This is a genomic window from Hydrogenophaga sp. SL48, assembly GCF_021729865.1.
In the GTDB taxonomy this organism is placed as follows: Bacteria; Pseudomonadota; Gammaproteobacteria; order Burkholderiales; family Burkholderiaceae_C; genus Hydrogenophaga.
On sequence record NZ_CP063400.1, the window covers coordinates 5,329,894 to 5,351,839 of the forward strand.

Consider the following 21,946-nt stretch of genomic DNA (forward strand, 5'->3'; position numbering starts at 1 on the left):
AGCCGGCCCGGCGGTGCCCTGGGCTTGCTTCGCCACGCGTGGCGCTGGTGGTTGTTGACATGATGGCGCTGCTGCAACGCGTTCGCGAAGCCCGTGTGGTGATCGCGGGCGAGACGGTGGGCGAGATCGGCCAGGGCCTGCTGGTGCTGGTCTGCGCCGAGCCGGACGACACCGAGGCCATTGGCGAGAAGCTGCTGGCCAAGATCCTGAAGCTGCGCATCTTCTCCGACGACCAGGGCAAGATGAACCGCAGCGTGCAGGACGTGGCGGGCGGCCTGCTCATTGTCAGCCAGTTCACCCTCGCTGCCGACACCCGCAGCGGCAACCGCCCCGGCTTCACCCAGGCCGCGCCGCCCGCGCTGGGCGAGGCGCTCTACGACCGCTTCGTCGAGACCGCACGCCGGCAGCACCCCGTGGTGCAGACCGGCCGCTTCGGTGCCGACATGCAGGTCCACCTGATCAACGACGGGCCGGTGACGATCCCCCTGCGCATGGGTTGAGCGCGGCGCGTCCCGATCCTGTTTTCTTTGACGTCATGACCCTTCAACTGTTCGATTCTTTTTCCGCCTCACCGCGCCCCGACGCCGACCGCATCCTGGGTGGTTTCCGTCTGGGCGATGCGACGCTCGATGCCGCGCCCGCCTGGCCGTTGCAGCGCCTCGTCACCCCGTTGCTGGGCGCCGACCGCCGCGGGTTCGAAGAGGCCTGGGTGGTGCCCGGCGACGCGCCGATGCTCGCTGGCCACACCGAAGGCATTGCCTGGCGCCGCTGTGGCGACCTGCTGTTCGGCGTGATCGAGCTGGACGAGGCGCAGGTGACCGCCGCACCGCCGCGCTCGGCGCTGCACATCGCGAGCGAGATGGCCTACGCGCGCCTCTTCCGCCTGCTCGATGCCCAGGGCCTGCCCCACCTGTGGCGGCTGTGGAACTACATGGCCGACATCAACCGCGAGTCCGACGGGCTGGAGCGCTACCGGCAGTTCAACCTGGGGCGCGCCGAGGCCTTCGAGCACGCGGCGCGCAGCGTGGTGGGTCGCGTGCCGGCGGCGTGTGCGCTCGGGCTTGCGGGCGGGCCGCTGAGCATCGCCTTCCTGGCCAGCGCCACGCCGGTGATCCCGATCGAGAACCCGCGACAGGTCAGCGCCTTCCTCTATCCGAGCGACTACGGGCCGCGCCCCCCGACCTTTTCACGCGCGGCGCTGGCGCAGCCGCCTGGGCAGGAAATCCTGTTCGTGTCCGGCACGGCCAGCATCGTCGGCCACCAGACGGTGCACCGGGGCGATGTGCGGGCGCAGACGGCCGAGAGCCTGGACAACATCGCGGCGGTGCTGGAGGCGGCACGGCCGCACGCCCGCCGCGGCGGGTTCGAGTTGCCCGATCTCGCCTACCGCGTGTACGTGCGCGACGCCGCCGATCTGGCGGTGGTGCGCGAGGTCATCGCCGAGCGCGTGGGCGGTGCGCCCGTGGTGTGTGTGCTGGCCGACGTGTGCCGGTCGGATTTGTTGGTGGAAATCGAGGCACAGGGGTTTAAGTAACCCCCCTGCGCCGCTTCGCGGCTTCCCCCCTTGAAGGGGGGACCCCACCAGTGGCCCGTCCTGAGCATGACGAAGGGCGGTTCCACGGTGGGTCTGGCGAAGGCACGTGCTTCGGAACGCCAGCTGGGTCAGTACGGGCTGGCGAAGCCCAACCCGGCGAGGATTTCAATCTCCCGCGCTTCCATGTCTTCGGCGTCTGCTTCGCTGGTCTCGTGGTCCCAGCCCTGGGCGTGCAACGTGCCGTGCACCAGCAGGTGCGCGTAGTGCTCGGCCAGTGGCTTCTTGAGTTCCTTCGCCTCGCGCGCCACCACCGGCGCGCACAGCACCAGGTCGGCCATCACCAGGGGCTCGGTGGCGTAGTCGAAGGTGAGCACGTTGGTCGCGTAGTCCTTTTGGCGAAAGTCGCGGTTCAGGGCCTGACCCTCTTCGGCGTCCACGATGCGCACGGTGATCTCGGCGTCGGCGTCCAGCGCGTGGCGGATGCAGCGCATCACCCGGTGGCGCGGCAGCGCGGCGCGGTGGAGGGCGGCGTCGTCCAGCGCGCCGAATTGCAGGGACAGGGAGAGCGAGGGCAGGGCCATGGCGTCAGACCGTCTTTCGGCGCGCGCGTTTCACCAGCGGCGTGTCGGCGGTGCCCGGGCTGCGCGCGTCGTAGGCGTCCACGATGCGGGCCACCAGCGGGTGGCGCACCACGTCGGCGCTGGTCAGGCGGTTGAAGGCGATGCCGGTCACGCGCTTGAGCACGCGCTCGGCGTCGATCAGGCCCGAGAGCTGGGTGATGGGCAGGTCGATCTGGCTCACGTCACCGGTGATCACGGCCTTGCTGCCGAAGCCGATGCGCGTGAGGAACATCTTCATCTGCTCGACCGTGGTGTTCTGCGCCTCGTCGAGAATGACAAAGGCGTGGTTGAGCGTTCGCCCGCGCATGAAAGCCAGCGGCGCGATCTCGATCTGCTGGCGCTCGAAGGCCTTCTGCACCTTGTCGGTGCCCATCAGCTCGTAGAGCGCGTCGTACAGCGGGCGCAGGTAGGGGTCCACCTTCTGGCCCAGGTCGCCGGGCAGAAAGCCGAGTTTTTCCCCGGCCTCGACCGCCGGGCGGGTGAGCACGATCTTCTGCACCGCGCTGCGCTCCAGCGCATCGACCGCGCAGGCCACGGCGAGATACGTCTTGCCGGTGCCGGCCGGGCCGATGCCGAAGGTGATGTCGTGCGTGGCCATGTTCTCCAGGTAACGCGCCTGGTTGGGCGTGCGCCCGCGCACCTCGCCGCGCCGCGTCTGCATGGCCAGCGCGCCGTCGCCCGGCTCGGCCAGCGCGGTGTCGCCGCTCAGCATGAGCTGCACCTGTTCGGCGGGGATCGGCTTCTTCGCCATCTGATACAGCGCCTGGATCACCTCCAGCGCCTGCTGCGCCCTGGCCTTGGGGCCTTCGATGCGGAACTGCTCGAACCGGTGCGCCACCTTGAGCTGCAGCGCCGCCTCGATGCTGCGGATGTGGCTGTCCATCGGGCCACACAGGTGGGCCATGCGGGCGTTGTCGGGCGGGGAGAAGGTGTGGCGGAGGATCAAAACGGATAATCCAGGACAGTCCAATGAAAGGTCTTCAATGATAGGCAAGTTGACCGGCACGCTGCTGGAAAAGAACCCGCCCCAGATCCTGATCGATTGCCATGGCGTCGGTTACGAGGTGGACGTGCCCATGAGCACCTTCTACAACCTGCCCGCGCTGGGCGAAAAAATCTCGCTGCTCACGCACTTCGTGGTGCGCGAAGACGCGCAGCTGCTCTACGGCTTCGGCAGCGCGGCCGAGCGCGAGGCCTTTCGCCAGCTCGTCAAGATCAGCGGCATCGGCCCGCGCACCGCGCTCTCGGTGCTCTCGGGCATGAGCGTGGGTGATCTGGCGCAGGCCGTGACCGCGCAGGACGCCGGGCGCATCGTCAAGGTGCCGGGCATCGGCAAAAAGACCGCCGAGCGCCTGCTGCTCGAACTCAAGGGCAAGCTCGGCGCCGACCTGCCGCTGGCCGGGGGCGCCACCGCCGTGGGCGACGCGGCCAGCGACATCCAGCAAGCGCTGATGGCGCTGGGCTACAACGAGAAAGACGCGGTCGCCGCGCTCAAGGCCCTGCCCGCGGGCGTGGGGGTGAGCGAGGGCATCAAGCTGGCGTTGAAGGCGCTGGCGAAGTAAACTGGCGCATCGCTATATTTGTATAGCAAAGGAGTGCCGCATGCTAGCCATCCGCCTGACCCCCGACATCGAAGCACGCTTGAACCGCCTGACCCAAGAAACCGGTCGCACCAAGACGGCCTTGGCGCGCGAGGCCATCTTGGAGCACCTGGACGACCTCGAAGATTTCTACCTGGCTGAAGCCCGGGCGCGAAAAAACCGCAAGACCATCCCGCTGACCGACGTGGAGCGCGAGCTTGGCTTGGCAAATTGAGTTCGACCCCGACGCGCTGAAAGAACTCAAAAAACTCGACCGACCGATCCAGACGCGTCTGGTCGCGTTTCTGCGCGACCGCCTGTCTCTGCTGGAAGACCCACGAAGCATCGGCGAGGCGCTGTCCGGCGCTCGCTTGGGCAGCTATTGGAAATACCGCGTGGGCGACTGGCGCATCGTTTGCGACATTCAAGACCAGCGCATCGTCGTGCGCGTGTTGCGCATCGGCAATCGGCGCGAGGTCTATCGCTGAACGGGGCAGCGGAAGGCATGGAGAAGAGGGGAAGCCCCTCCGTGAACGCGGCGGAACCGGCTCCGCCGGGCCGCACCGCGTTGCCCCCTGGGGGGTGACGCCGCAGGCGGCGCGGGGGGCTCCTTTACTGCGCGTCCCGCACCACCCGCCCGTTGAGCGCCTGCACCGGTCGCGCGTTCATCGGGAACAGCTGGGCAAACAGCTTGAGCTGCTCCTTGCTCACCGTCACCGGCGCCTTGATCACGTTCCACAACACGCCCTCGGTGCAGGGCGGCGTGGTGAGTGAGCCCATGAACTGGTAGTAGCGCTGGTCTGTGGGCAGCAGGGTGTTCATGTCGAGCAGGCCGGCGGGCAGGCGCACGCGGTCGCCCGTGTCCAGCGGCATGTGGGTCCAGACCTTGTGCACCAGCTCGTTGGCCGAGCCCGGGTCGATCAGCACGGCGACCACGGCGAGCTGACCTTCGTCGTTCTTGTGCACCAGGTGCGCGACCATCGAGAAGCCCTTGTGGTTGACCTTCTCTTCCGCCGGGTGGTGGAAGTGGAACTGCAGCAGCTGGTAGGTCGAACCGCGCACGCTCAGGGTGTTGCCGGGCTCCAGATCGACCTGGATGGTGTGGCCGTTGTTCACCACGCTGCCGCCGGTGGGGCGGTAGTCGAACTGCAGCGGCTCGGCCGGACCCTGGAGGGTGCTGGTGTCCTGGATGTGCACGGGCGACTGGCGCTTGCCGATGGCACAGGTGTTGAACTCGGGTTTCACGCCGGCCCAGTGCTCGGGGCCGTACTTGCCTTCGTAGGACCAGTGGGGTTGATGGTCTTTGGTGCTGTGGGCTTCGGGCGCGGCGTGGCCGCTGCGGATGGCGGCGCTGGCGCGGCTGTGGTCGGGGGCGGTCGTGGCATGGAGCCTGCCGCGTGGCTTGGTGGCGGCCGGCGCCTGCGGTTCGGCCGCCGGTGCCGAGGCGACCGCGGGGCCGCCTGCCGGCTGGCGCGCGGGCTCGCCGATCACCAGCGAGACCCCGCTTTTGGTGCCGCCAGCGGCGTCGAGGGCGGCCTTGATGCGGCTGGCCGCCGCCAGCGTCTCGGTCGAGCGGTCGCCGCCGGCGGCCGGGGGGGCGGCCTGGGGCTTGGCGGTGGCGGAAGGGCGGGTCTCGGTGTGCGCTGCCGCTGCCGGGGCCGCCGCGGCGTCGCTGGCGGCGGCGGGGCCGGCCAGGCCGCACAGCGCCGCCACCGCGAGCCAGGACAGCGGGGCGGACAGGCGGAGCGCGGAGTGCGTTTTCATGGCGGGTGCGGGGTTCGTGCGTGGGGCGGTGTTGCCGGTGTATCGGCAGCGGCGATCACCGACTTGAGCGGCTGCCTGCGGAACGCGGCCTGTATAGTCAATGACCGCCCCGCTGTTCCCAACCGACGCCCCTGCCGTGAGCATCCAGACCGACGATTTCGCCCCCGCGCCCCGAGTGGTCTCGGCCGCCGCTGTGTCGCCCAAAGAAGAGGCGATCGAGCGCGCGCTGCGGCCCAAACTGCTGGACGAATACGTGGGCCAGCAGAAGGTGCGCGAGCAGCTGGAAATCTTCATCGGCGCGGCCAAGAAGCGCAGCGAGGCACTGGACCACGTGCTGTTGTTCGGCCCGCCCGGCCTGGGCAAAACCACGCTGAGTCACATCATTGCGCAGGAGCTGGGCGTGAACCTGCGCCAGACCAGCGGCCCGGTGCTGGAAAAGCCCAAGGACCTGGCCGCGCTGCTGACCAACCTGGAGCCCAACGATGTGCTCTTCATCGACGAAATCCACCGCCTCAGCCCGGTCGTCGAAGAAATCCTGTACCCCGCGCTGGAGGACTACCAGATCGACATCATGATCGGCGAGGGCCCCGCAGCGCGCAGCATCAAACTGGACCTGCAGCCCTTCACCCTGGTGGGCGCGACCACGCGCGCCGGCATGCTCACCAACCCGCTGCGCGACCGCTTCGGCATCGTGGCGCGGCTGGAGTTCTACACCGCCGACGAGCTGGCGCTGATCGTCCGGCGCAGCGCCGGTTTGCTCAACGCGCCGATGGACGAGGCCGGCGGCTTCGAGATCGCGCGCCGCTCGCGCGGCACACCGCGCATCGCCAACCGCCTGCTGCGCCGCGTGCGCGACTACGCCGACGTGAAGGGCACGGGCCGCATCACCAACGACATCGCTCACCGCGCGCTGGCCATGCTCGATGTGGACCCGGAAGGCTTTGACCTGATGGACCGCAAGCTGCTCGAAGCCGTGATCCACCGCTTCGACGGCGGGCCGGTGGGGCTGGACAACATCGCGGCCAGCATCGGCGAAGAGCGCGACACCATCGAAGACGTGATCGAGCCCTACCTGATCCAGCAGGGCTTCCTGCAGCGCACGCCACGCGGGCGCATCGCCACGCTGGCGGCCTACCGCCACCTCGGTGTGATGCCCCCGCAGTCGGGCGATCACCTGTTCCCGGACTCGAACTGACGTGCCAGGGGGTTGGGACCACACCACCGGCATGCCGCCTGGCACGGAGGCGCTGTACCGGGCGGCGCTGGGTCCTGCCGGCGCCCTGGCTTACCTGCCTTTCTTCACCCGCTTTGAAGCAAGTGGTCGCTCGGGGGTGGTCTGGAGCACGCGCGCGGCGGTGGGCCACCTGGCGTGGCTGGTCTACTGGCGCCTCTGGGACGCGGTGCTGGCCCTGGCCAGCCTGGCGGTCGCCGGGGCGGGCGCGCTGGGCTGGCTCTGGACGCACGCGGACGCTGTGCCCACGGGGGTGCGGGTCGGCTTGACGGTGACCGTGGCCGTGCTCTGGTGCGCCTTGCCCGGCTTGTGGGGGGTGGCCTGGCTGCACGCCGGCCTGCGCCAGCGCGCGAAGCTCGCAGTCGAGGAGGCCGACACCTTCAAGGAGGCCCTGGAACGGCTGGAGCGTTCGGAGAACGCGTGGCGCCTTCGGGGCTTGGGTGCCGCAGGGGCGGTGGCCCTGGCCGTCGCGCTGCTGGCCGGGGTGGTCTGGCAACTGTGGCGGGTGCCCGTGGCCGCGGGCGAGTCCGCCAGCGCGCCGCCTCGTCCGACGCAGTCGCCCGTCGCCAGCCCTGCCGCCGTGCCGTCGCCCGTGGCCGCCCAGCCGGCGCCGTCCAGGCCCGAACCCGAGCCCGACCTCGAACCCGTGATCGAGCACCCGGTGGCTTCGCCGGCCGCTGCGCCGGGGCCTGCCGCTCCCGAGGCGCCGGGCATCCGCCCCCGGCCCCGGGGTTTCGGGGTCAACGTCGGCATGTTCGCTGTGGCGGGCAATGCCGAGCGGGTGAAGGCGCGCCTGGCCGAGGCGGGTCTGCCGGTGCTGGACGACCCGGTCGAGTCGGCGCGAGGGACGCTCACCCGCATTCGGGTGGGGCCGTTTGAGCAGCGCGAACAGGCCGAGGCGGCCGCCAAGACGGTGCGGACGCTGGGCCTGGAAGCCCGGGTCTACGCGCCCTGACGCGCCGCTCGGCGAGCGCCAGCAACCCCGGGAGGATGGTGATGGAGGCATTGCGGCCAGACGGCAGCCAGGTGTTTCGCGCGTCGTGGCGCAGCGGGGTGGTGTGGACGGCGCTGCTCACCGCGCTCCTGGCCGTGGGTCTGGGCTGGGTCGCCTGGGACATTGGGGCGAACGGCAAGGGCGGCCTGCTGGGGGTGTTGTCCCTGTTCTTCCTCGGGGTCGCCTGGCTGGTGCTGCGGCCCCTGTTCAGCACTGTGCCGGTGCTGAGCGTGGGCCCGCAGGGGGTGGGCGGTTTTCTGCTCCAGGGGCACACGGTGCCGTGGAGCGAGATCAGCGATGTGCAGCACGCGACCGTGCAGGGGCAGCCCATCGTGACGCTGGTGCTGCACCCAGGCGCGCCTTCGCTCGCCCGCACGCGCTCGCTGCTTCGCCTGGGCCAGCACCGCAACATCACCCTTGGTCCGCTGCGCAAGGCAGACCGGGAGCCGGCGCTGGCGGCCTTGATGCAGGCCTTCCGGCGGTACGCGGGGGCGCAGTCGCTGGCCGCGGCCCGGGCCCTCATGGACGCCGCCGTGACCGAAACCGAATTTCACGAGCGCCTGCACGCGCGCACGCCCTCGACCTGGGCGCTGTATGCGGTGATGGCGGTCAACGTCGGTGTGTGGCTGCTCAACCTGCTGAATGGCCTGAGCGCGATGCAGCCGAGCTCGGCCGAGCTGTTCGCCTGGGGCGCCAACTCGACCACGGCGGTGGTGCGCGACGGCGAGTGGTGGCGCCTGCTCACCGCCACCGTGCTGCACGCCGGGGTGATGCACCTGGCGCTCAACATGTATGCGCTGTGGGACGCCGGGCGCCAGGTCTGCCGCTGGTTCGGCAACGGGCAGTTCCTGCTGATCTACCTGGGCGCCGCGCTCGCGGGCAGCGCGCTGAGCCTGCATTTTTCGGCGCAGCAGGCGGTGTCGGTGGGGGCTTCGGGCGCGGTGTTCGGCGTGCTCGGTGCGTTGATGGCGGGGGTGTACCAGCACCGCGAGCGGGTGCCCAAAGCGATGGCCACACGCTTGCTGACCAGCCAGGGCCTCTTTGTGGTCTTCATGCTGGCGCAGGGCTTCACCCGGTCCGGCATCGACAACGCGGCCCACGTCGGCGGTCTGGTGGTAGGCGTGCTCATCGCCTGGCTGCTGGTCGAGCTGGTGGACGAGCGGGCCAGCTTCACTCAGCGCTTCGGTCACCAGGTGCTGGCGGTGGCCGTGACCGCGTTGGGCGTGGGTGGCTTGGTGTGGTCCGCACAGCCCGGGGTGGATCACCGCGAACTGTTCGGGAACCAGGCCATGCTGCGCGAGGTGTTGCCGCCACTGCAGGCGGCCGAGAAAGCGCTGCAGCAGGACGCCCAGGCCAGGAAGGAAGGGCGTTTGCCGCACGACCGGTTTCTTGACGCGCTGGAGCAGCGCCACATTCCAGCCGTGCGCGGCGTGCTGCAGACCATGGACCGCGTGCACCCGGTGCAGGCGCTGCCGCTGCTGGATGACCTGAGAAACCGCAACGTGTACCTGCTGGAAATGATGGAGCTGGAACTGGGCATGGCCCGCGGCTCGGTGGACCCGGCACAGGCGCGACCCCGGTTGGCCGAACTCTCCAAGCTGCTCACGGCCGTGGACCAGCGGCTGAAAGACCGCAGCGCGAAAGCGCCGGACTGATCAGGCCCGCGCGGTGTCCGCGGCGCGCAGCAGGCCCATCACCATCAGGCACTGCGCGGCGCCGTAGCTGCCGAGCACCCAGAGCGCCGACGCGGGCAGGGGGGTGACGAATCGGTTGATCGCCAGCAGCGTGTCGCTCACCATGAAACACAGGGCGCCGGCGGCGACCAGGCGCGAGGGGCCGTCGCGCCACACACTGGCGCGCCCCAGCGACTGCGAAGCCATCAGCGTGATCGCGAGCACATAGACCGCCACCGGCACCCGCAACCCGGGCGGCAGCCCGCCGGCCCACAGCAGCGCGTACACCATCGTCCCCAGCGCGCTCACGCCGGCCCAGACGCGGCGCTGGGGCAGCCAGGGCGCGTCCTGCCGGAAGCGCAGGGTGTAGGCGATGTGCGCCAGCAGAAAGGCCACCAGGCCGGGGATGAACAGGCCCTCCAGCATCAGGGCCACGTCGCCCGCGAGCGACGCCAACAGCGCGGCCAGCAGCCAGGCGCTGCCCGGGGCGTCCGGCCGCGAGCGCTGGTGCGCCGCCACCAGGGCCAGTGCGATGCCCATGGTCAGCGGTTTGAACACCAGATGCAGCGTGGCCCAGCCCGTGGCCGCCGTGGCCGCAGAGAGCGCCGCGCATTCGATCAGCAGCAACTCGCCCTGTGAGATGCGCCCCTGCAGCAGCGCGCCCAGCGCCCACAGGCCCGCGAGCAGCACACCGGCCCCGCTGGCGTTGTGCAGCAGCGGGCTGCTGTCGGCGTGCCAGAGGAAGAGCGCCACGCCGCCCAGCAACACCGCGAACTGCAGCGCGGCAAACACCTGCACGGCGCGCGCCACCGGCGGGTCGAAGCGCTGCACGGCGGCGATGTCGAAGGCCGCGACCGGGTGCTTCGCCGCCACGTCCGCCGCCCGCCAGCCCGGGGGATTGAGCCAGGTGCGCAGCTTGTCGCCCCAGCGCGTGGCGTGCCAGCTGTCGCGGGCGAGCGCCGCGTAGACCTCCAGGTTGGCCCAGACCGGGTCCCAGCTCTGCAACGGCTTGCGCGTGCCGTAGACGCAGGGCTCGCGCGGGTCTTCGGGTTCAAACGTGCCGAACAGGTGGTCCCACAGCATCAGGATGCCGCCGTAGTTCTTGTCCACGTAACGATCGTTCACGCCGTGGTGCACGCGGTGGTTGGAGGGCGAGGCGAACCAGCGGTCGAAGCGGCCCATCGAGCCGATCTGCTCGGTGTGGATCCAGAACTGGTACAGCAGGTCGATCAGCCCGACCACGACGAACACCAGCGGCGGCACACCCGCCAGCGCCATCGGCAGGTAGAACACCCAGCCCAGCAGCGGGTAGCTCACCGGCTGGCGCAGCGCGGTGGACAGGTTGTAGTGCTGGCTCTGGTGGTGCACCACGTGCGCGGCCCAGAGCACGCCGACCCGGTGGCCCAGGCGGTGGTTCCAGTAATAGAGGAAGTCGTAGGCCAGCAGCGCCAGCAGCCAGCCCACCGGCGTGGTCCAGAAGCCCGAGTCGGGCCACAGGGCGGCGTGGGTGTACACGGCGGTGTAGATGCCCAGGCGCAGCAGCAGGGCGAACACGGCAGCGACCTGGCTCAGCATGCCCAGGCCGATGCTGGACACCGCGTCGGACAGCCGGTAGGTGTTGCGGCCGCGGCGCAGGCCGACCGCGAACTCGATGGCGATGAGCAGGAGGAAGACCGGCGTGGCGAAGACGATGACCTGGCTGGGTGACATGCCGGCCATTCTGGTCGGCTCTGCTCGAAGGCGCCTCTGGCATCAACCCTGATTGGGCTGAGACGTTGTTCGGCTTGAATGGGGGACGCTGCCCGCTGGGCAAACCGCTTCAGGCGGTACTCCGTGCAATGTGGTCAGCGATGTGCTCTGGTTTTTGGGGGGGCGTGTCATGCGCTGCTTCTCACCGCCCGATACGCCTGCTGCGGATCGTTGGGTTCCTCGGGTCGTGTCATCACCAGGCGTCCGTCGCGCATGAGCGGGCGCAGGTAGTTCTGCCGCACCACCTCGGTGTTGCGGCGCAGCACCAGGGCGAGTTCGTCCACCGGCCACGCGCGTTGGCTGCACAGGGCCACCACCAAGTCTTGTATCTCCTGCGGCGGGTGGCGTTGGCCGATGGCGCCCAGACGGGCGGCCAGGGAGCCGGGCAGGTCGTCCAGCAAGGCGGTGCGGGCGGCGTCTTGCCCGTCGGAGCTCGGGGGGTTGCTAGATAAGGCCCCGGGGTTACTAGACAAGCCGCTGCTCTGGGGCTGCTGGGTGGCGGGGTTGCTAGACAAAGACACCTCTGCTCCGCTCGCTCCTGCGAGGGCGCCCAGACCCAGCCGCTCCGCGGGCACGTAATAGGTGGCCGAGCCCCGGCCTTTTTGCGCCAGCAGACCGGCGTCGCGCAGGCAGCGCAAGGCGGCGCTGGCGCTGAGAGTGTCCACCTTGTTCAGGGCGCGGTAGCTGGCGTTGTCAATGGCGCCAGCCTCGCGCACGACCACAAGGGCCTTGACTTCGTCGGGGCTGAGCTGGGCGTCTTTGAACCGGGCCAGCCAGGCCACGTCGTCGGCGCCCAGAAAGTGGTGGAAGAAGTACCGGGCCACAAACTGGTCGTTGCCGCGGTCGGACTCGAACAGCGGTGGCGTCAGGCCTGCCTGTTCCATGGTGTCGCGCATCACACGGATGCCGCTGCCCTTGGTTTCGGCAAAGCGGGTTTCGTGCAGCACGGCAGCGATTCGCGGGTTGCGCGGCTCGCTGCCGGGTTCGCCCAGGTGCTCGGGCGACTTGAGCGATAAGCCCGGGTTGCGGATTTCCAGCCGGTTGGCGTAGCGAGTTATCTGCACCGGCTGTGGCTGTGGCTGCGGTAGCTGCGGTGCATGAGCGCGTTGACCAACGCTTCACGGATCACGCGTTGGGGGATCACTGGTTTGTCCTGGCGCTGCAGGTCGCCTTCTTTCAAGGCAAAGCCTTTGGGCAGGTCGTCGAGCACGGCGGCCTGGGCGCGGCGGATCAGGCGAAAGAGTGGGTCGCGCAGTTCGATGGTGTCGAAGCGGCGCTCGGGGTCGGGCACCCATTCGCGGCCGGGCACGCGGATGTAGTCCACCCGCGTCATGGGGAAGCAGCGGCGCAGCACCTGCGGTTGGCCAAATAGCATGACGCCGGCCACGGAGGGGCGCAGGGCGCCTTGTTCGTCTTTGCCGATGCATCCAAGCGAGCGCAGCAGTTCTTCGTCGGTCCAGCGCAGTTCTTCGGTGTCGGGGTTGGCTTCGGCGCGGGCCTGGCGGTAGTCGGCCAGGGCTTCGGGGGCGATGTCGTCCAGCGAGGTGTCGGGCACCAGACTGGCGTCGAAACTTTCGCGCTGACGGCCTTGGTAGAACACGGCCAGGTCGTCGTCGGTGCAGTGCTGGTCCACGCTGCCGACGCGGCGCAGTGCGCCTTTGGGGAGGCCCTGGGCTTTGAAAAAGATGGGCTTGTCTTGCGGTTGCGCCTCGGGCACAAAGGCCACCACCACGGCCTGGCCGTTCACCTGCTCGGTGCTCAGCTCGATGCGCACCGGCTGGTTGAAGGTCTCGCGGCACTGGGTGGCGAGGTCGGCGCAGAGCTTGTCGGGCTGTGGCACGCCCTCCACCTGGTAGCTGGGGAACAGGGCACGCCCAGCAGCAACCAGCCGCCGCCCAGGCCGGGCTCGTTGGCAAAGGCGCACACCGTTTCCAGCAGCGACTTGCCGGCCTCGCTGGCGCGCTTGGCCTCGATGCGCTCGGTTTCGTCGAGCAGGTTCAGGTTTTGCAGCAGTTCCAGCGCGGTCATTGGACGCTCGCTTCGGCGGTGACCTCGCTCAGCAACCGCAGGATTTCGGCCTCGGCCTTTGTCAGGTTGGCGTCGATCTTGGCCTGCGGGCGCGGCGGGGTGATCCAGATGAAGCAGGACAGGTGGTGGGATTTGCTCATGGAGGCTAGTTGCGGAGCGTTTCTCGCATGTCTATCGCGGGTCAGCTGGCAGTTTAATCCGCCCGATTTCGGGTAATTGAGTTGTTCCGAGCAACTGGATGAACGCCGTGGGGACCTTCAAACTCAGGCCAACGCACCCCGCGTGTCGATGGTGATCAGGCGCTCGACATGGCCCTGTGTGAGACCCCCACGCACGCCGACAAAAAAGTCGTGCAGGTTGACCGTGGGGTCGCAGTGGCCGGGGATCAGCCAGACCGTGTCGCCCAGCGCGGGCAGCGGGGCGCCGGGGGCGGCGGCGCGGAGCACCCCGTGTTCGTCGCCGCCGTTGGCGAACACCAGGCCGGCGGGGTGGGCGACCCGTGGCAGGCCGCTGTCGATGGCGTGGCTCTTGTGGCCGGCGTCGCAGACCGCGTGGTCCGCGCTGCGGCTCATGACCTGCGACTTGACGAACAGCGCGTGCTCGAACACCGGCGAGGCCGCGTCTCGTTCGTTGGTCGCGTAGTCGGCGTCCATGAACAGGTAGGAGCCGGCCTGCAGCTCGCCCCAGAGCCCGCTGGCGGCCTCGTTCACCAGGCTGCCGGTGCCCGCGCCCGTGACCAGCGGGGCATGGAGGCCGTGCTGGCGCAGCGCGTCGAGTGTCAGGCGCACGGCCTGGGCCGAGGCGGCGATGGCATCGGCGCGCTCGGCCGCGCCGCGGCGGTGTTGGGCACCGCCGTGGTAGGCCTGCAGGCCGGCCCAGCGCATCGCAGGGTGCTGGTGGATGAGGCGCACGAGCGCGAGCGCGGCTTCGCCCGGCGGGACACCGCAGCGGCCCTGGCCGACGTCGATCTCGACGAACACGTCGATGGCCGCCGCTTCATGCACACCCGCCGCCTGCAGCGCCGCCGCGAGCCGGTCAATGCCCTCGGCGCTGTCCACCGCGAGGGCGAAACGGGCCGCGCGGTCGCGCACCGCCCCCGCCAGCCGCTCAAGCTTGTGCGCTGCGATCACTTCGTTGCTGATGTAGATGTTGCCCACGCCCGCTGCCGCGAGCCGCAGCGCCTCGTCGGTCTTCTGCACGCAGACGCCGACCGCGCCCTGCGCCATTTGCAGCCGGGACAGCTCGGCGCTCTTGTGCATCTTGGCGTGGGGCCGCAGGCGCAGCCCGCGCTCGCGCGCGAACGTGGCCATGCGCGCGAGGTTGCGCTCCATGGCATCGAGGTCGATGACCAGCGAGGGCGTGTCGATGGCGTCCACACCCTGGCCGACCCAGGCCTGCGCACGCTGCCAGGTGTCAGGTGGTGCTTTCATCGAGCGAAGCGTCTTGCAGGTGCGAGGTGTCGGCCCAGCCCACCAGGCTCAGGCCCTCGGGCGACCACAGCAGGCGGTTGACGGCCGTGTTGGTCATGACCCAGCTGCGCGGGGCCTGCAGGTCGAGCCGGGTGGCGGCGCGGTAGAGGATGTCAAGCACGCCGCCGTGCGCGACCATCATCACCTGCTCGCCGGGGTGGCGCGCGGCCAGTTCTTCCACCGTGGCGATCACGCGCTCGCGCAACTGCAGCAGCGACTCGCCGCCCGCGGGCACGAAGTCGGGCACGCGCTTGCGCCAGGACAGCGCGTCCTCGGGCCAGCGGGCTTCCAGGTCGGCCCAGGTCTGGCCTTCAAAACGACCGAAGGCGCGCTCACGCAGGCCGGTGTGGGTGGCCACGGTCTGGCCGCGCGCGCGGGCGACCGCCTGTGCGGTCTCCAGGGCGCGGCTCAGGTCGCTGGCGTAGAAGGCGGCGATGGGTTCGTCGCGCAGCGACTGCGCGAGCAGCTCGGCCTGGCGGCGACCGCGCCCGTTGAGCCCGATGTCGGTGTGGCCCTGTATGCGGGTGTCGCGGTTCCATTCGGTTTCGCCGTGGCGCACGGCGAGGATGCGGGTGACTTGCAAGGGGGAACCTGTCAAAAGCGGCGGAATTGGCCTGCACTTTAGCTGTTCACCCGGGGTCTGACCACCCGACAGCGTGGGCGCTGGCGGGTTGTTTCGCCCAGAATACGGGCATGTCCTCATCCGCACCGGCACCGGCGCCGGATTTTTCCTCGCTGTTCCAGTTCCTGCCCATCGGTGCCTACCGCAGCTCGGCGGCGGGCGAGATGCTGCGGGCCAACCCGGCGCTGGTGCGCATCAACGGCTATGAAGACGAACGCTCCATGCTGATCGATGTGAACCGGGCCCACAGCGACTGGTATGCGACGCCGGGGCAGCGTGCGCGTTTTCAAGCGCTGCTGGCGCGCGACGGGTACGTGCGCGGCCTGGTCTCGGAGGTGGTGCGCCACACCGACGGGGGGCACCTGTGGATCAATGAAAACGCCCACACCGTGCGTGACGCGGCGGGCGCGGTGCTCTACTACGAAGGCACCGTGGAGGACATCACCGAGCGGGTTCGGGCGCAGGAGGCGCTTGCCCGCAGCGAAGAACGCCTTCGCCTGCTGACCACCCAGATTCCCGGCATGGTGTTCGTGGTGCAGGTGCCCGACGAGGGCGATCCGGTGTACCGCTTCGTCAGCGCCGGGGTACAGCAGATTTACGGGCTCACGCCGGAAGACGTGCTGCGCGATGCGAACGTGCTCTCGCGCTACCGCCACCCCGACGACGCGCCCCGGTTTGCCGAACACATCCGGCGCATCCATGCGGGTCTGCCGGACATCGGCTTCGAGTACCGCATCGTCCTGCCCGACGGCACCGAGCGCTGGCTGTACCGGCGCTCGGACACGGTGGCGCACGAGGACGGGGGGCAGGTGCGGGTGGGGTTGCTGCTCGACATCACCGACCGCAAGCGGGCCGAGATCGCGCTGCACGAGAGCGAGGCGCTGTGGAAGCTGGCGCTGGACAGCGCGGGCGACGGGGTGTGGGACTGGAACATCGTCACCGGAGCGGAGTACGTGTCGCCGCGCATCAAGGCGATGTACGGGTACACGGACGGCGAGCTGCTCCAGGACTCGAACGAGCTGGATGAGCGAACCCATCCCGACGACGTGCCTCAGATGCAGGCCGACCGCGCCGCCCACTTTGACGGACGCATGCCGGTCTACCGCAACGAGCACCGCATCCGGTGCAAGGACGGCAGCTGGAAGTGGGTGCTGTCGCGTGGCATGGTGATCGCCCGCGACGACCAGGGCCGACCGCTGCGCATGGTGGGCACGCACACCGACATCTCCGAGCTCAAGGCCGCCGAGGCCCACCAGCGTGCGCTGGAGACGCAGCTGCGCGAATCGCAGAAGATGGAAGCCATCGGCACGCTGGCCGGTGGCGTGGCGCACGATTTCAACAACCTGCTGGCCGCCATCCTGGGCAACCTGGCGCTCGCGCGAGAAGACGTGGGGCCCGACCACCTGGCGCAGGAAAGCCTGACCGAGATCGGCCGCGCCGCGATCCGTGCGCGCCAGCTGGTGCAGCAGATCCTGGCGTTCAGCCGGCGCCAGACGCAGGAGCTGCAACGCCAGCCGCTGCTGCCGCTGGTGGAAGACGCCCTGCGCCTGCTGCGTTCGCTGCTGCCGGCGGGCGTGCGCCTGAACACGCGCCTGGGCGCCGCGGCGATGCCGGTGCTGGCCGACGCCACGCAGATCCAGCAGGTGCTCATGAACCTGTGCACCAACGCCTGGCAGGCCATGGGGGCGCAGCCGGGCGACATCACCGTGGCTTTGCGCGAAACCCCGGTGGACGCGTCGCTGGCCCTGAAGCTGGGCGGCATCGACCCGGGGGCTTACGTGTGCCTCAGCGTGGCCGACAACGGCCCGGGCATGGGCGCCGACACGCAGCGCCGCATCTTCGAGCCCTTTTTCACCACCAAGGCGCCGGGCAGCGGCACCGGGCTCGGCCTGTCGGTGGTGCACGGCATCGTCAAGGCACACCGGGGTGCGATCGCGGTGCACAGCATGCCGGGTGAGGGCGCGCGCTTCGACGTGTACCTGCCACTGGCCTCGAACGCGGCCACGGCCGAAGCGCCGTCCGGGCAGGTGCCCGGCCCGGCCCCGGCCCCGGCCCCAGCCGCCGCGGGGCGCCACATCGTGTATGTGGACGACTACGAGGCGCTGGTGTTCCTGGCGGGACGCCTGCTGCGCAAGCACGGCTACCGCGTGACCACCTTCGTGTCGGGCGAAGAAGCGCTGGACTGGTTTCGCCGTTCGCAGGAGCCCGTCGACCTGCTGGTGACCGACCAGAACATGCCGGGCATGAGCGGTGTCGAGCTGGTGCGCGCGGTGCGCGAACTGCGTCCTTCGCAGCGCATGGCCATCGTGTCGGGCCATGTGAACGAGCAGCTGGTGAACGAGGCCCAGGCGGTGGGCGTGAGCGATGTGCTGGGCAAGCAGGACAGCATGGACGCGCTGGCCGAGTCGGTGCGGCAGCTGCTCGACCCGGGGTAGGTCGCCCCCACGCTCCGCCGCTGCGCGGGTCGCTGCCCCCCGAGGGGGCTGTTTCGCCTTGGGGCGGCCCTGCGGCGAAACGAGGCGCCCCCAGCCGCTGCCGCTGCGCCCGTTTCAGCGGGGCAGGTCCACGATCACCTCGCGCACACCCGCCGGCGGCAGGGGGAAGTCGCGCAACGCGGCGCTGATCATGGCGCGCCAGAGCGCGGGTGAGTCGTTCCAGCGGCTGTCGTGGGCGGCGCGGGTTTCGTAGACCACCCGTCCGCTGTTGGCGTCGCGCACCACGATCGACACCTTGCGTTCGTAGTACGGCAGGTCGTGGTACGGAAACATCGGGCCCCAGACCAGCTGGCCGCCGAAGCGCGCGCCTTGTCCACCCACGCCAAAACCAAACATGGGCCAGAAGTGGGGCGACGGATCGTCCCAGGGGGAACGAACCTGGCGTTGACCGCTGGCGCTGACCTGCACCGTCCAGGGCGATGGGGCGTTGCCGTCCACCGCCGTCCAGCCCAGGGGGGCGAGCACGTCGCGAGCGAGCGATTCGAGGGTGGTTTGCCGGGCGGCCGCCGAACCGCCGCCTTCGCGCTGCGAGGGCAGGCGCTCGAAGCGGTAGGTCTGGGGCGCCTGGGGCAGGGCCGCCGGCGCGGTGGCTGCGGTGCCCGTTTCGGTCCAGCGCGCAAAACTCTCGACCTGGCTGTCCACCCGGTAGGTGCTCGCGCAGCCGCCGAGCAGCAAGGCCGCGAGCGTGGCGGTGGTGGTCCAGCGGCGTGGCATCAAGGAGGGGGTGTCGGTGTGCATCGCGGATTCTCCAGCGGGATGGCCCGCCCCTGGGTGGAATGGGCGACGGGCCTCAGGCCACGCCGATCGGTATGACCGGCCGCGTGCGGCTTTCGTTCCCGCCGGTCGGGGCGTCAACGGGCCCGGCGCCGGGCATGTCGTCGGCGTCCACGTCGACGGGCGGCACCAGCGGGGGCAGCTCCTCGTCGTCAAACGCCTTGTCGCCGTCTTCGTCGGCCTCGCCCGTGACTTCGAGGGCCGCGAACGGGAAGATCTTGCGGTCCATCAGGTGGCTGGGCACCACGTTCTGCAGCGCCGTGAGCATGTTCTCCAGGCGGCCGGGGAATTTCTTGTCCCAGTCGCGCAGCATGTTGCCCACCTGCTTGCGCTGCAGGTTCTCCTGGCTGCCGCAGAGCGTGCAGGGGATGATGGGGAACTGCCTGACCTCGGCCCAGCGGATCAGGTCTTTCTCGGGCACGTAGGCCAGCGGGCGGATCACCATGAACTCGCCGTTGTCGCTCACCAGCTTGGCCGGCATGCCCTTGAGCTTGCCGCCGAAGAACATGTTGAGGAACAGCGTCTGCAGCATGTCGTCGCGGTGGTGGCCGAGCGCGATCTTGGTCGCGCCCAGCTCCTTGGCCACGCGGTACAGGATGCCGCGGCGCAGCCGGCTGCACAGGCTGCACATGGTCTTGCCCTCGGGGATCACCTTCTTGACGATGGAGTAGGTGTCCTGCGTCTCGATGTGGTGCTTCACACCGAGCTTCGAGAGGTACTCGGGCAGGATGTGGTCGGGGAAACCGGGCTGCTTCTGGTCGAGGTTGACCGCGATGATCTCGAAGTTGATCGGCGCGCGCGCCTGCAGCTTCAGCAGGATGTCGAGCAGGCCGTAGCTGTCCTTGCCGCCCGAGACGCAGACCATCACGCGGTCGCCTTCCTCGATCATGTTGAAGTCCACGATGGCGCGGCCGACCTCGCGGCACAGGCGCTTTTCGAGCTTGTGGTTTTCGCGGTGTTGCTTGCTGGCGGCGCCATGAACCACCTCGGGTGACGGGCTGTCGTCGGTGCCGGATGCGATCCAGGTGGTATTGAGTGTCTGATCCATGTTGTTCACCACTGTCCACTTTCCATGCGGATCGCGACTTCGCAATCCTCAAAAATTTCAAGTTTCGCGATCTTCACCCGCACGCCGATCACGCCGGGCAGCTGCATCAGGCGGCGCGTGAGCTTGCCGATCAGGCTCTCCAGCAGGTTCACGTGTTCGGCGGTGCACTCGTCGATGATGATCTGGCGCACCTTGCGGTAGTCGAGCACGTGGGAGATGTCGTCGTCGTGTGGCAGCAGCGGCTGGGTGCCCTGGTTGAGCTCGGCGTCCACCTGGATCGGTTGTGGGGTGGTCTTTTCCTGCTCCAGGATGCCGAGGTTGGCGTCAAAGCGCAGGCCGGTGAGGGCCAGGATCTGGGTGCCGGCCTGCGGCGCTTGGGGTGTGGTCATGGGGTGCGCCGATCACATCAGCGAAAAATCGCGCTCGAAGCGCATCAGGTGCTGACCGCCGTCGACCAGCAGCGTGGTGCCGGTGATGGAACGGTTGGTCAGGGCGAAGGCCACGGTCGCGGCCACGTCTTCGGGCGTGGACGAGCGGCCCAGCGGCGACTGCCGGTGCAGTTCGGCGAATTTGTCGTTGCTCAGCAGGTGGCTGGTGAGCGTGAGGCCCGGCGCCACGCCGACCACGCGCACGCGCGGCGCCAGCGCCATGGCCAGCATGGTGTTGGCGGCTTCGAGCGCGGCCTTGGAGAGCGTGTAGCTGAAGAAATCGGGGTTCTGGTTCCAGAGCTTCTGGTCCAGCAGGTTGACCACGGCGCCGTCGCGTTCGCTGGGCAGCAGGTGCGTGTGCAGCGCTTGCGCCAGCAGGATGGCGGCGCCGGTGTTGGTGCGCAGGTGCTGGTCCATCGCGGCAAAGCCGAAGCTCTGTGCGCTGTCGTGTTCAAACAGCGAGGCGCTGTTGACCACCGCGTCCACCTGGCCGAAGCGCGCCACCACGGCGGGCAGCAGGGCGCGCACGCTGGCCTCGTCGCCCAGGTCGGCGAAGAACGGCGCGGCGCTGCCAGGGCGGCCGGTGAGGGCGTCGCAGTCGGCGGCGGTCTGTTGCGCCTCGGTGGCCGACTGCCGGTGGTGCACTGCCACGTTCCAGCCCGCGCGCGCCAGCGTGAGCGCGATCTCGCGGCCCAGGCGCTTGCCCGCGCCGGTGACCAGCACGGTGCGCGGAGCGGGTGGCGAAGGGGGCGTGGCGCGGGGCATGGCGGACAATGTCAGGGTGAACACCGAATCTGTGAGCGAACCGTCAAGTTTAACGAGCGCCCTGCTGGCGCGCCTTCGCGAGGCCATCCGCGCGTCGGGCGGCTGGCTGCCGTTCGACCGCTTCATGGCCATGGCGCTGTACGAGCCAGGGCTGGGTTATTACGCCAACCAGAACCCCAAATTCGGCCAGATGCCTGCGGGCGTGGCCGGGCAGGGCAGCGACTTCGTGACCGCGCCCGAGCTGTCACCGCTGTTCGGCCACACGCTGGCGCGCCAGGTGGCGCAGGCGCTCGCCGCGACCGGCACGGATGAGGTCTGGGAGTTCGGCGCCGGCACCGGCGCGCTGGCCTTGCAGGTGCTGGACGCGCTGATGGCGATGGGCCGCGCGCCGCGCCGCTACACCATCGTCGATCTCTCGGGCAGCCTGCGCGAGCGCCAGCGCGCCACGCTGGCGTCGCACGCTGCGGTGGTTCACTGGGCGGATGCGCTGCCCGAAGTGCTCGAGGGTGTGGTGCTGGGCAACGAGGTGCTGGACGCGATGCCGGTGCAACTCTTGCAGCGCGTGGGTGGGCAGGACCACGGTGTGTGGAACGAGCGCGGCGTGGTGGAGGCGCCCGATGGCCGACTGATCTGGGCCGACCGCAGCACCGCGCTGCGCCCGCCGCTGGACATCGAAGGGCCGCACGACTACCTGACCGAGATCCACCCGCAGGCCGAGGCTTTCATCAAGACCCTGGCCGACCGCCTGCGGCGCGGCGCGGCGTTCTTCATCGACTATGGCTTCCCGGAGGGTGAGTACTACCACCCGCAGCGCCACATGGGCACGCTGATCTGCCACCGCGCGCACCAGAGCGACGATGACCCGCTGGCCGATGTGGGCGAGAAGGACATCACCGCCCACGTCAACTTCACCGGCATCGCGCTCGCCGCGCAGGGCGCCGGCATGAGCGTGCTGGGCTACACGAGCCAGGGCCGCTTCCTGATCAACTGCGGCCTGCTCGATGTGGCGAAGGACGCCGGCGCGCGCGAGAACGCCATGCTGGGCAAGCTGGTGAACGAGCACGAGATGGGCGAGCTGTTCAAGGTGATCGGCCTGGCGCCCGCCGGCAGCGAAACCGGTTGGGACCCGATCGGGTTCACCGCCGGTGACAGAACCCACCGGCTGTAGGGTC

At 69.6% G+C, this 21,946-nt stretch carries 24 protein-coding genes; 10 read left to right on the top strand and 14 right to left on the bottom strand.

Annotation, left to right across the window (positions count from 1 at the left end; genetic code table 11):
- Window positions 1–59 precede the first annotated feature (59 nt).
- Both dtd and IM738_RS25395 read left to right on the top strand, forming a co-directional pair.
- On the top strand, window positions 60–500 hold the full coding sequence (dtd, locus tag IM738_RS25390; protein WP_236963761.1) for a D-aminoacyl-tRNA deacylase: 441 nt from the start codon (window positions 60–62) through the stop codon (window positions 498–500).
- A 35-nt stretch (window positions 501–535) separates the two neighbouring features.
- On the top strand, window positions 536–1,534 hold the full coding sequence (locus IM738_RS25395; RefSeq protein WP_236963762.1) for a chorismate transformation enzyme, FkbO/Hyg5 family: 999 nt from the start codon (window positions 536–538) through the stop codon (window positions 1,532–1,534).
- Window positions 1,535–1,662: 128 nt separating this feature from the next.
- On the opposite strand, the gene ybeY is transcribed toward IM738_RS25395, so the two are convergent.
- A complete protein-coding gene (gene ybeY, locus IM738_RS25400) occupies window positions 1,663–2,115 on the bottom strand; it encodes an rRNA maturation RNase YbeY (RefSeq protein WP_236963763.1) in 453 nt (150 codons plus the stop codon).
- Between the two features lie 4 nt (window positions 2,116–2,119).
- Window positions 2,120–3,100, bottom strand: a complete 981-nt coding sequence (locus tag IM738_RS25405; protein ID WP_236963764.1) for a PhoH family protein — start codon at window positions 3,098–3,100, stop codon at window positions 2,120–2,122.
- A gap of 37 nt (window positions 3,101–3,137) precedes the next feature.
- Between IM738_RS25405 and ruvA the strand changes: the two genes are divergently transcribed.
- Genes ruvA through IM738_RS25420 form a run of 3 tightly spaced genes read left to right on the top strand, consistent with a single transcriptional unit; the run spans window position 3,138 to window position 4,222 of the window.
- Window positions 3,138–3,716: a Holliday junction branch migration protein RuvA gene (gene ruvA / locus IM738_RS25410; protein WP_236963765.1), complete on the top strand. Its 579-nt coding sequence runs from the start codon at window positions 3,138–3,140 to the stop codon at window positions 3,714–3,716.
- Window positions 3,717–3,756: 40 nt separating this feature from the next.
- Window positions 3,757–3,969, top strand: a complete 213-nt coding sequence (gene relB / locus IM738_RS25415; protein ID WP_236963766.1) for a type II toxin-antitoxin system RelB family antitoxin — start codon at window positions 3,757–3,759, stop codon at window positions 3,967–3,969.
- Window positions 3,953–4,222 carry a type II toxin-antitoxin system RelE family toxin gene (locus IM738_RS25420; protein ID WP_236963767.1) on the top strand — a complete coding sequence of 90 codons (270 nt, stop codon included), beginning with the start codon at window positions 3,953–3,955 and terminating at the stop codon, window positions 4,220–4,222. Before relB ends, IM738_RS25420 begins: the two co-directional genes overlap by 17 nt.
- A 124-nt stretch (window positions 4,223–4,346) precedes the next feature.
- Here the strand turns inward: IM738_RS25420 and IM738_RS25425 are convergent, their stop codons facing one another.
- A complete protein-coding gene (locus IM738_RS25425) occupies window positions 4,347–5,498 on the bottom strand; it encodes a carbonic anhydrase (RefSeq protein ID WP_236963768.1) in 1,152 nt (383 codons plus the stop codon).
- A gap of 136 nt (window positions 5,499–5,634) precedes the next feature.
- Here IM738_RS25425 and ruvB point away from each other — a divergent pair, with 136 nt between their 5' ends.
- From ruvB to IM738_RS25440, 3 genes are read left to right on the top strand one after another with little or no spacing between them, the layout of a single operon-like run.
- Window positions 5,635–6,693: a Holliday junction branch migration DNA helicase RuvB gene (gene ruvB, locus IM738_RS25430; RefSeq protein ID WP_236963769.1), complete on the top strand. Its 1,059-nt coding sequence runs from the start codon at window positions 5,635–5,637 to the stop codon at window positions 6,691–6,693.
- A gap of 31 nt (window positions 6,694–6,724) precedes the next feature.
- Complete coding sequence (locus tag IM738_RS25435; RefSeq protein ID WP_236963770.1) at window positions 6,725–7,684, top strand: SPOR domain-containing protein; 960 nt, start codon at window positions 6,725–6,727, stop codon at window positions 7,682–7,684.
- 41 nt (window positions 7,685–7,725) lie between these two features.
- The gene (locus IM738_RS25440; RefSeq protein ID WP_236963771.1) at window positions 7,726–9,378 is read left to right on the top strand and encodes a rhomboid family protein; all 1,653 of its coding nucleotides are present in this window, start codon (window positions 7,726–7,728) and stop codon (window positions 9,376–9,378) included.
- On the opposite strand, the gene IM738_RS25445 is transcribed toward IM738_RS25440, so the two are convergent.
- From IM738_RS25445 to IM738_RS25475, 7 genes are all read right to left on the bottom strand, one after another.
- Window positions 9,379–11,106 (bottom strand): lysoplasmalogenase family protein, encoded by a 1,728-nt coding sequence (locus IM738_RS25445; protein ID WP_236963772.1) that lies wholly within the window; start codon window positions 11,104–11,106, stop codon window positions 9,379–9,381. It lies immediately after the preceding gene.
- 167 nt (window positions 11,107–11,273) lie between these two features.
- Window positions 11,274–12,209 (bottom strand): ATP-binding protein, encoded by a 936-nt coding sequence (locus IM738_RS25450; protein ID WP_236963773.1) that lies wholly within the window; start codon window positions 12,207–12,209, stop codon window positions 11,274–11,276.
- Window positions 12,200–12,985, bottom strand: a complete 786-nt coding sequence (locus IM738_RS25455; RefSeq protein ID WP_236963774.1) for an AlbA family DNA-binding domain-containing protein — start codon at window positions 12,983–12,985, stop codon at window positions 12,200–12,202. Before IM738_RS25455 ends, IM738_RS25450 begins: the two co-directional genes overlap by 10 nt.
- Complete coding sequence (locus IM738_RS25460; RefSeq protein ID WP_236963775.1) at window positions 12,904–13,173, bottom strand: AlbA family DNA-binding domain-containing protein; 270 nt, start codon at window positions 13,171–13,173, stop codon at window positions 12,904–12,906. The genes IM738_RS25455 and IM738_RS25460 overlap by 82 nt, the downstream gene beginning before the upstream one ends.
- Entirely contained in the window at window positions 13,170–13,313 is a 144-nt protein-coding gene (locus IM738_RS25465; RefSeq protein ID WP_236963776.1) for a hypothetical protein, read from the bottom strand. Before IM738_RS25465 ends, IM738_RS25460 begins: the two co-directional genes overlap by 4 nt.
- A 123-nt stretch (window positions 13,314–13,436) precedes the next feature.
- Entirely contained in the window at window positions 13,437–14,603 is a 1,167-nt protein-coding gene (locus IM738_RS25470) for a DSD1 family PLP-dependent enzyme (RefSeq protein ID WP_236963777.1), read from the bottom strand.
- Complete coding sequence (locus tag IM738_RS25475; RefSeq protein WP_236963778.1) at window positions 14,587–15,225, bottom strand: histidine phosphatase family protein; 639 nt, start codon at window positions 15,223–15,225, stop codon at window positions 14,587–14,589. Before IM738_RS25475 ends, IM738_RS25470 begins: the two co-directional genes overlap by 17 nt.
- A 110-nt stretch (window positions 15,226–15,335) precedes the next feature.
- Between IM738_RS25475 and IM738_RS25480 the strand changes: the two genes are divergently transcribed.
- Window positions 15,336–17,699 (top strand): hybrid sensor histidine kinase/response regulator, encoded by a 2,364-nt coding sequence (locus tag IM738_RS25480; protein ID WP_236963779.1) that lies wholly within the window; start codon window positions 15,336–15,338, stop codon window positions 17,697–17,699.
- Between the two features lie 114 nt (window positions 17,700–17,813).
- On the opposite strand, the gene IM738_RS25485 is transcribed toward IM738_RS25480, so the two are convergent.
- From IM738_RS25485 to IM738_RS25500, 4 genes are read right to left on the bottom strand one after another with little or no spacing between them, the layout of a single operon-like run.
- Window positions 17,814–18,497 (bottom strand): DUF4136 domain-containing protein, encoded by a 684-nt coding sequence (locus tag IM738_RS25485; protein WP_236963780.1) that lies wholly within the window; start codon window positions 18,495–18,497, stop codon window positions 17,814–17,816.
- 52 nt (window positions 18,498–18,549) lie between these two features.
- The gene (gene ttcA / locus IM738_RS25490; RefSeq protein ID WP_236963781.1) at window positions 18,550–19,581 is read right to left on the bottom strand and encodes a tRNA 2-thiocytidine(32) synthetase TtcA; all 1,032 of its coding nucleotides are present in this window, start codon (window positions 19,579–19,581) and stop codon (window positions 18,550–18,552) included.
- A 5-nt stretch (window positions 19,582–19,586) separates the two neighbouring features.
- Window positions 19,587–19,970, bottom strand: coding sequence for a dihydroneopterin aldolase (locus IM738_RS25495; RefSeq protein WP_236963782.1), 384 nt, complete (start codon window positions 19,968–19,970; stop codon window positions 19,587–19,589).
- 12 nt (window positions 19,971–19,982) lie between these two features.
- Window positions 19,983–20,774: an SDR family oxidoreductase gene (locus tag IM738_RS25500; protein WP_236963783.1), complete on the bottom strand. Its 792-nt coding sequence runs from the start codon at window positions 20,772–20,774 to the stop codon at window positions 19,983–19,985.
- On the opposite strand from IM738_RS25500, the gene IM738_RS25505 reads away from it, so the two are divergent.
- Window positions 20,773–21,942, top strand: coding sequence for a class I SAM-dependent methyltransferase (locus IM738_RS25505; RefSeq protein ID WP_236963784.1), 1,170 nt, complete (start codon window positions 20,773–20,775; stop codon window positions 21,940–21,942). The two genes, IM738_RS25500 and IM738_RS25505, sit on opposite strands and share 2 nt — an antisense overlap.
- The last annotated feature ends 4 nt before the right edge of the window (window positions 21,943–21,946 follow it).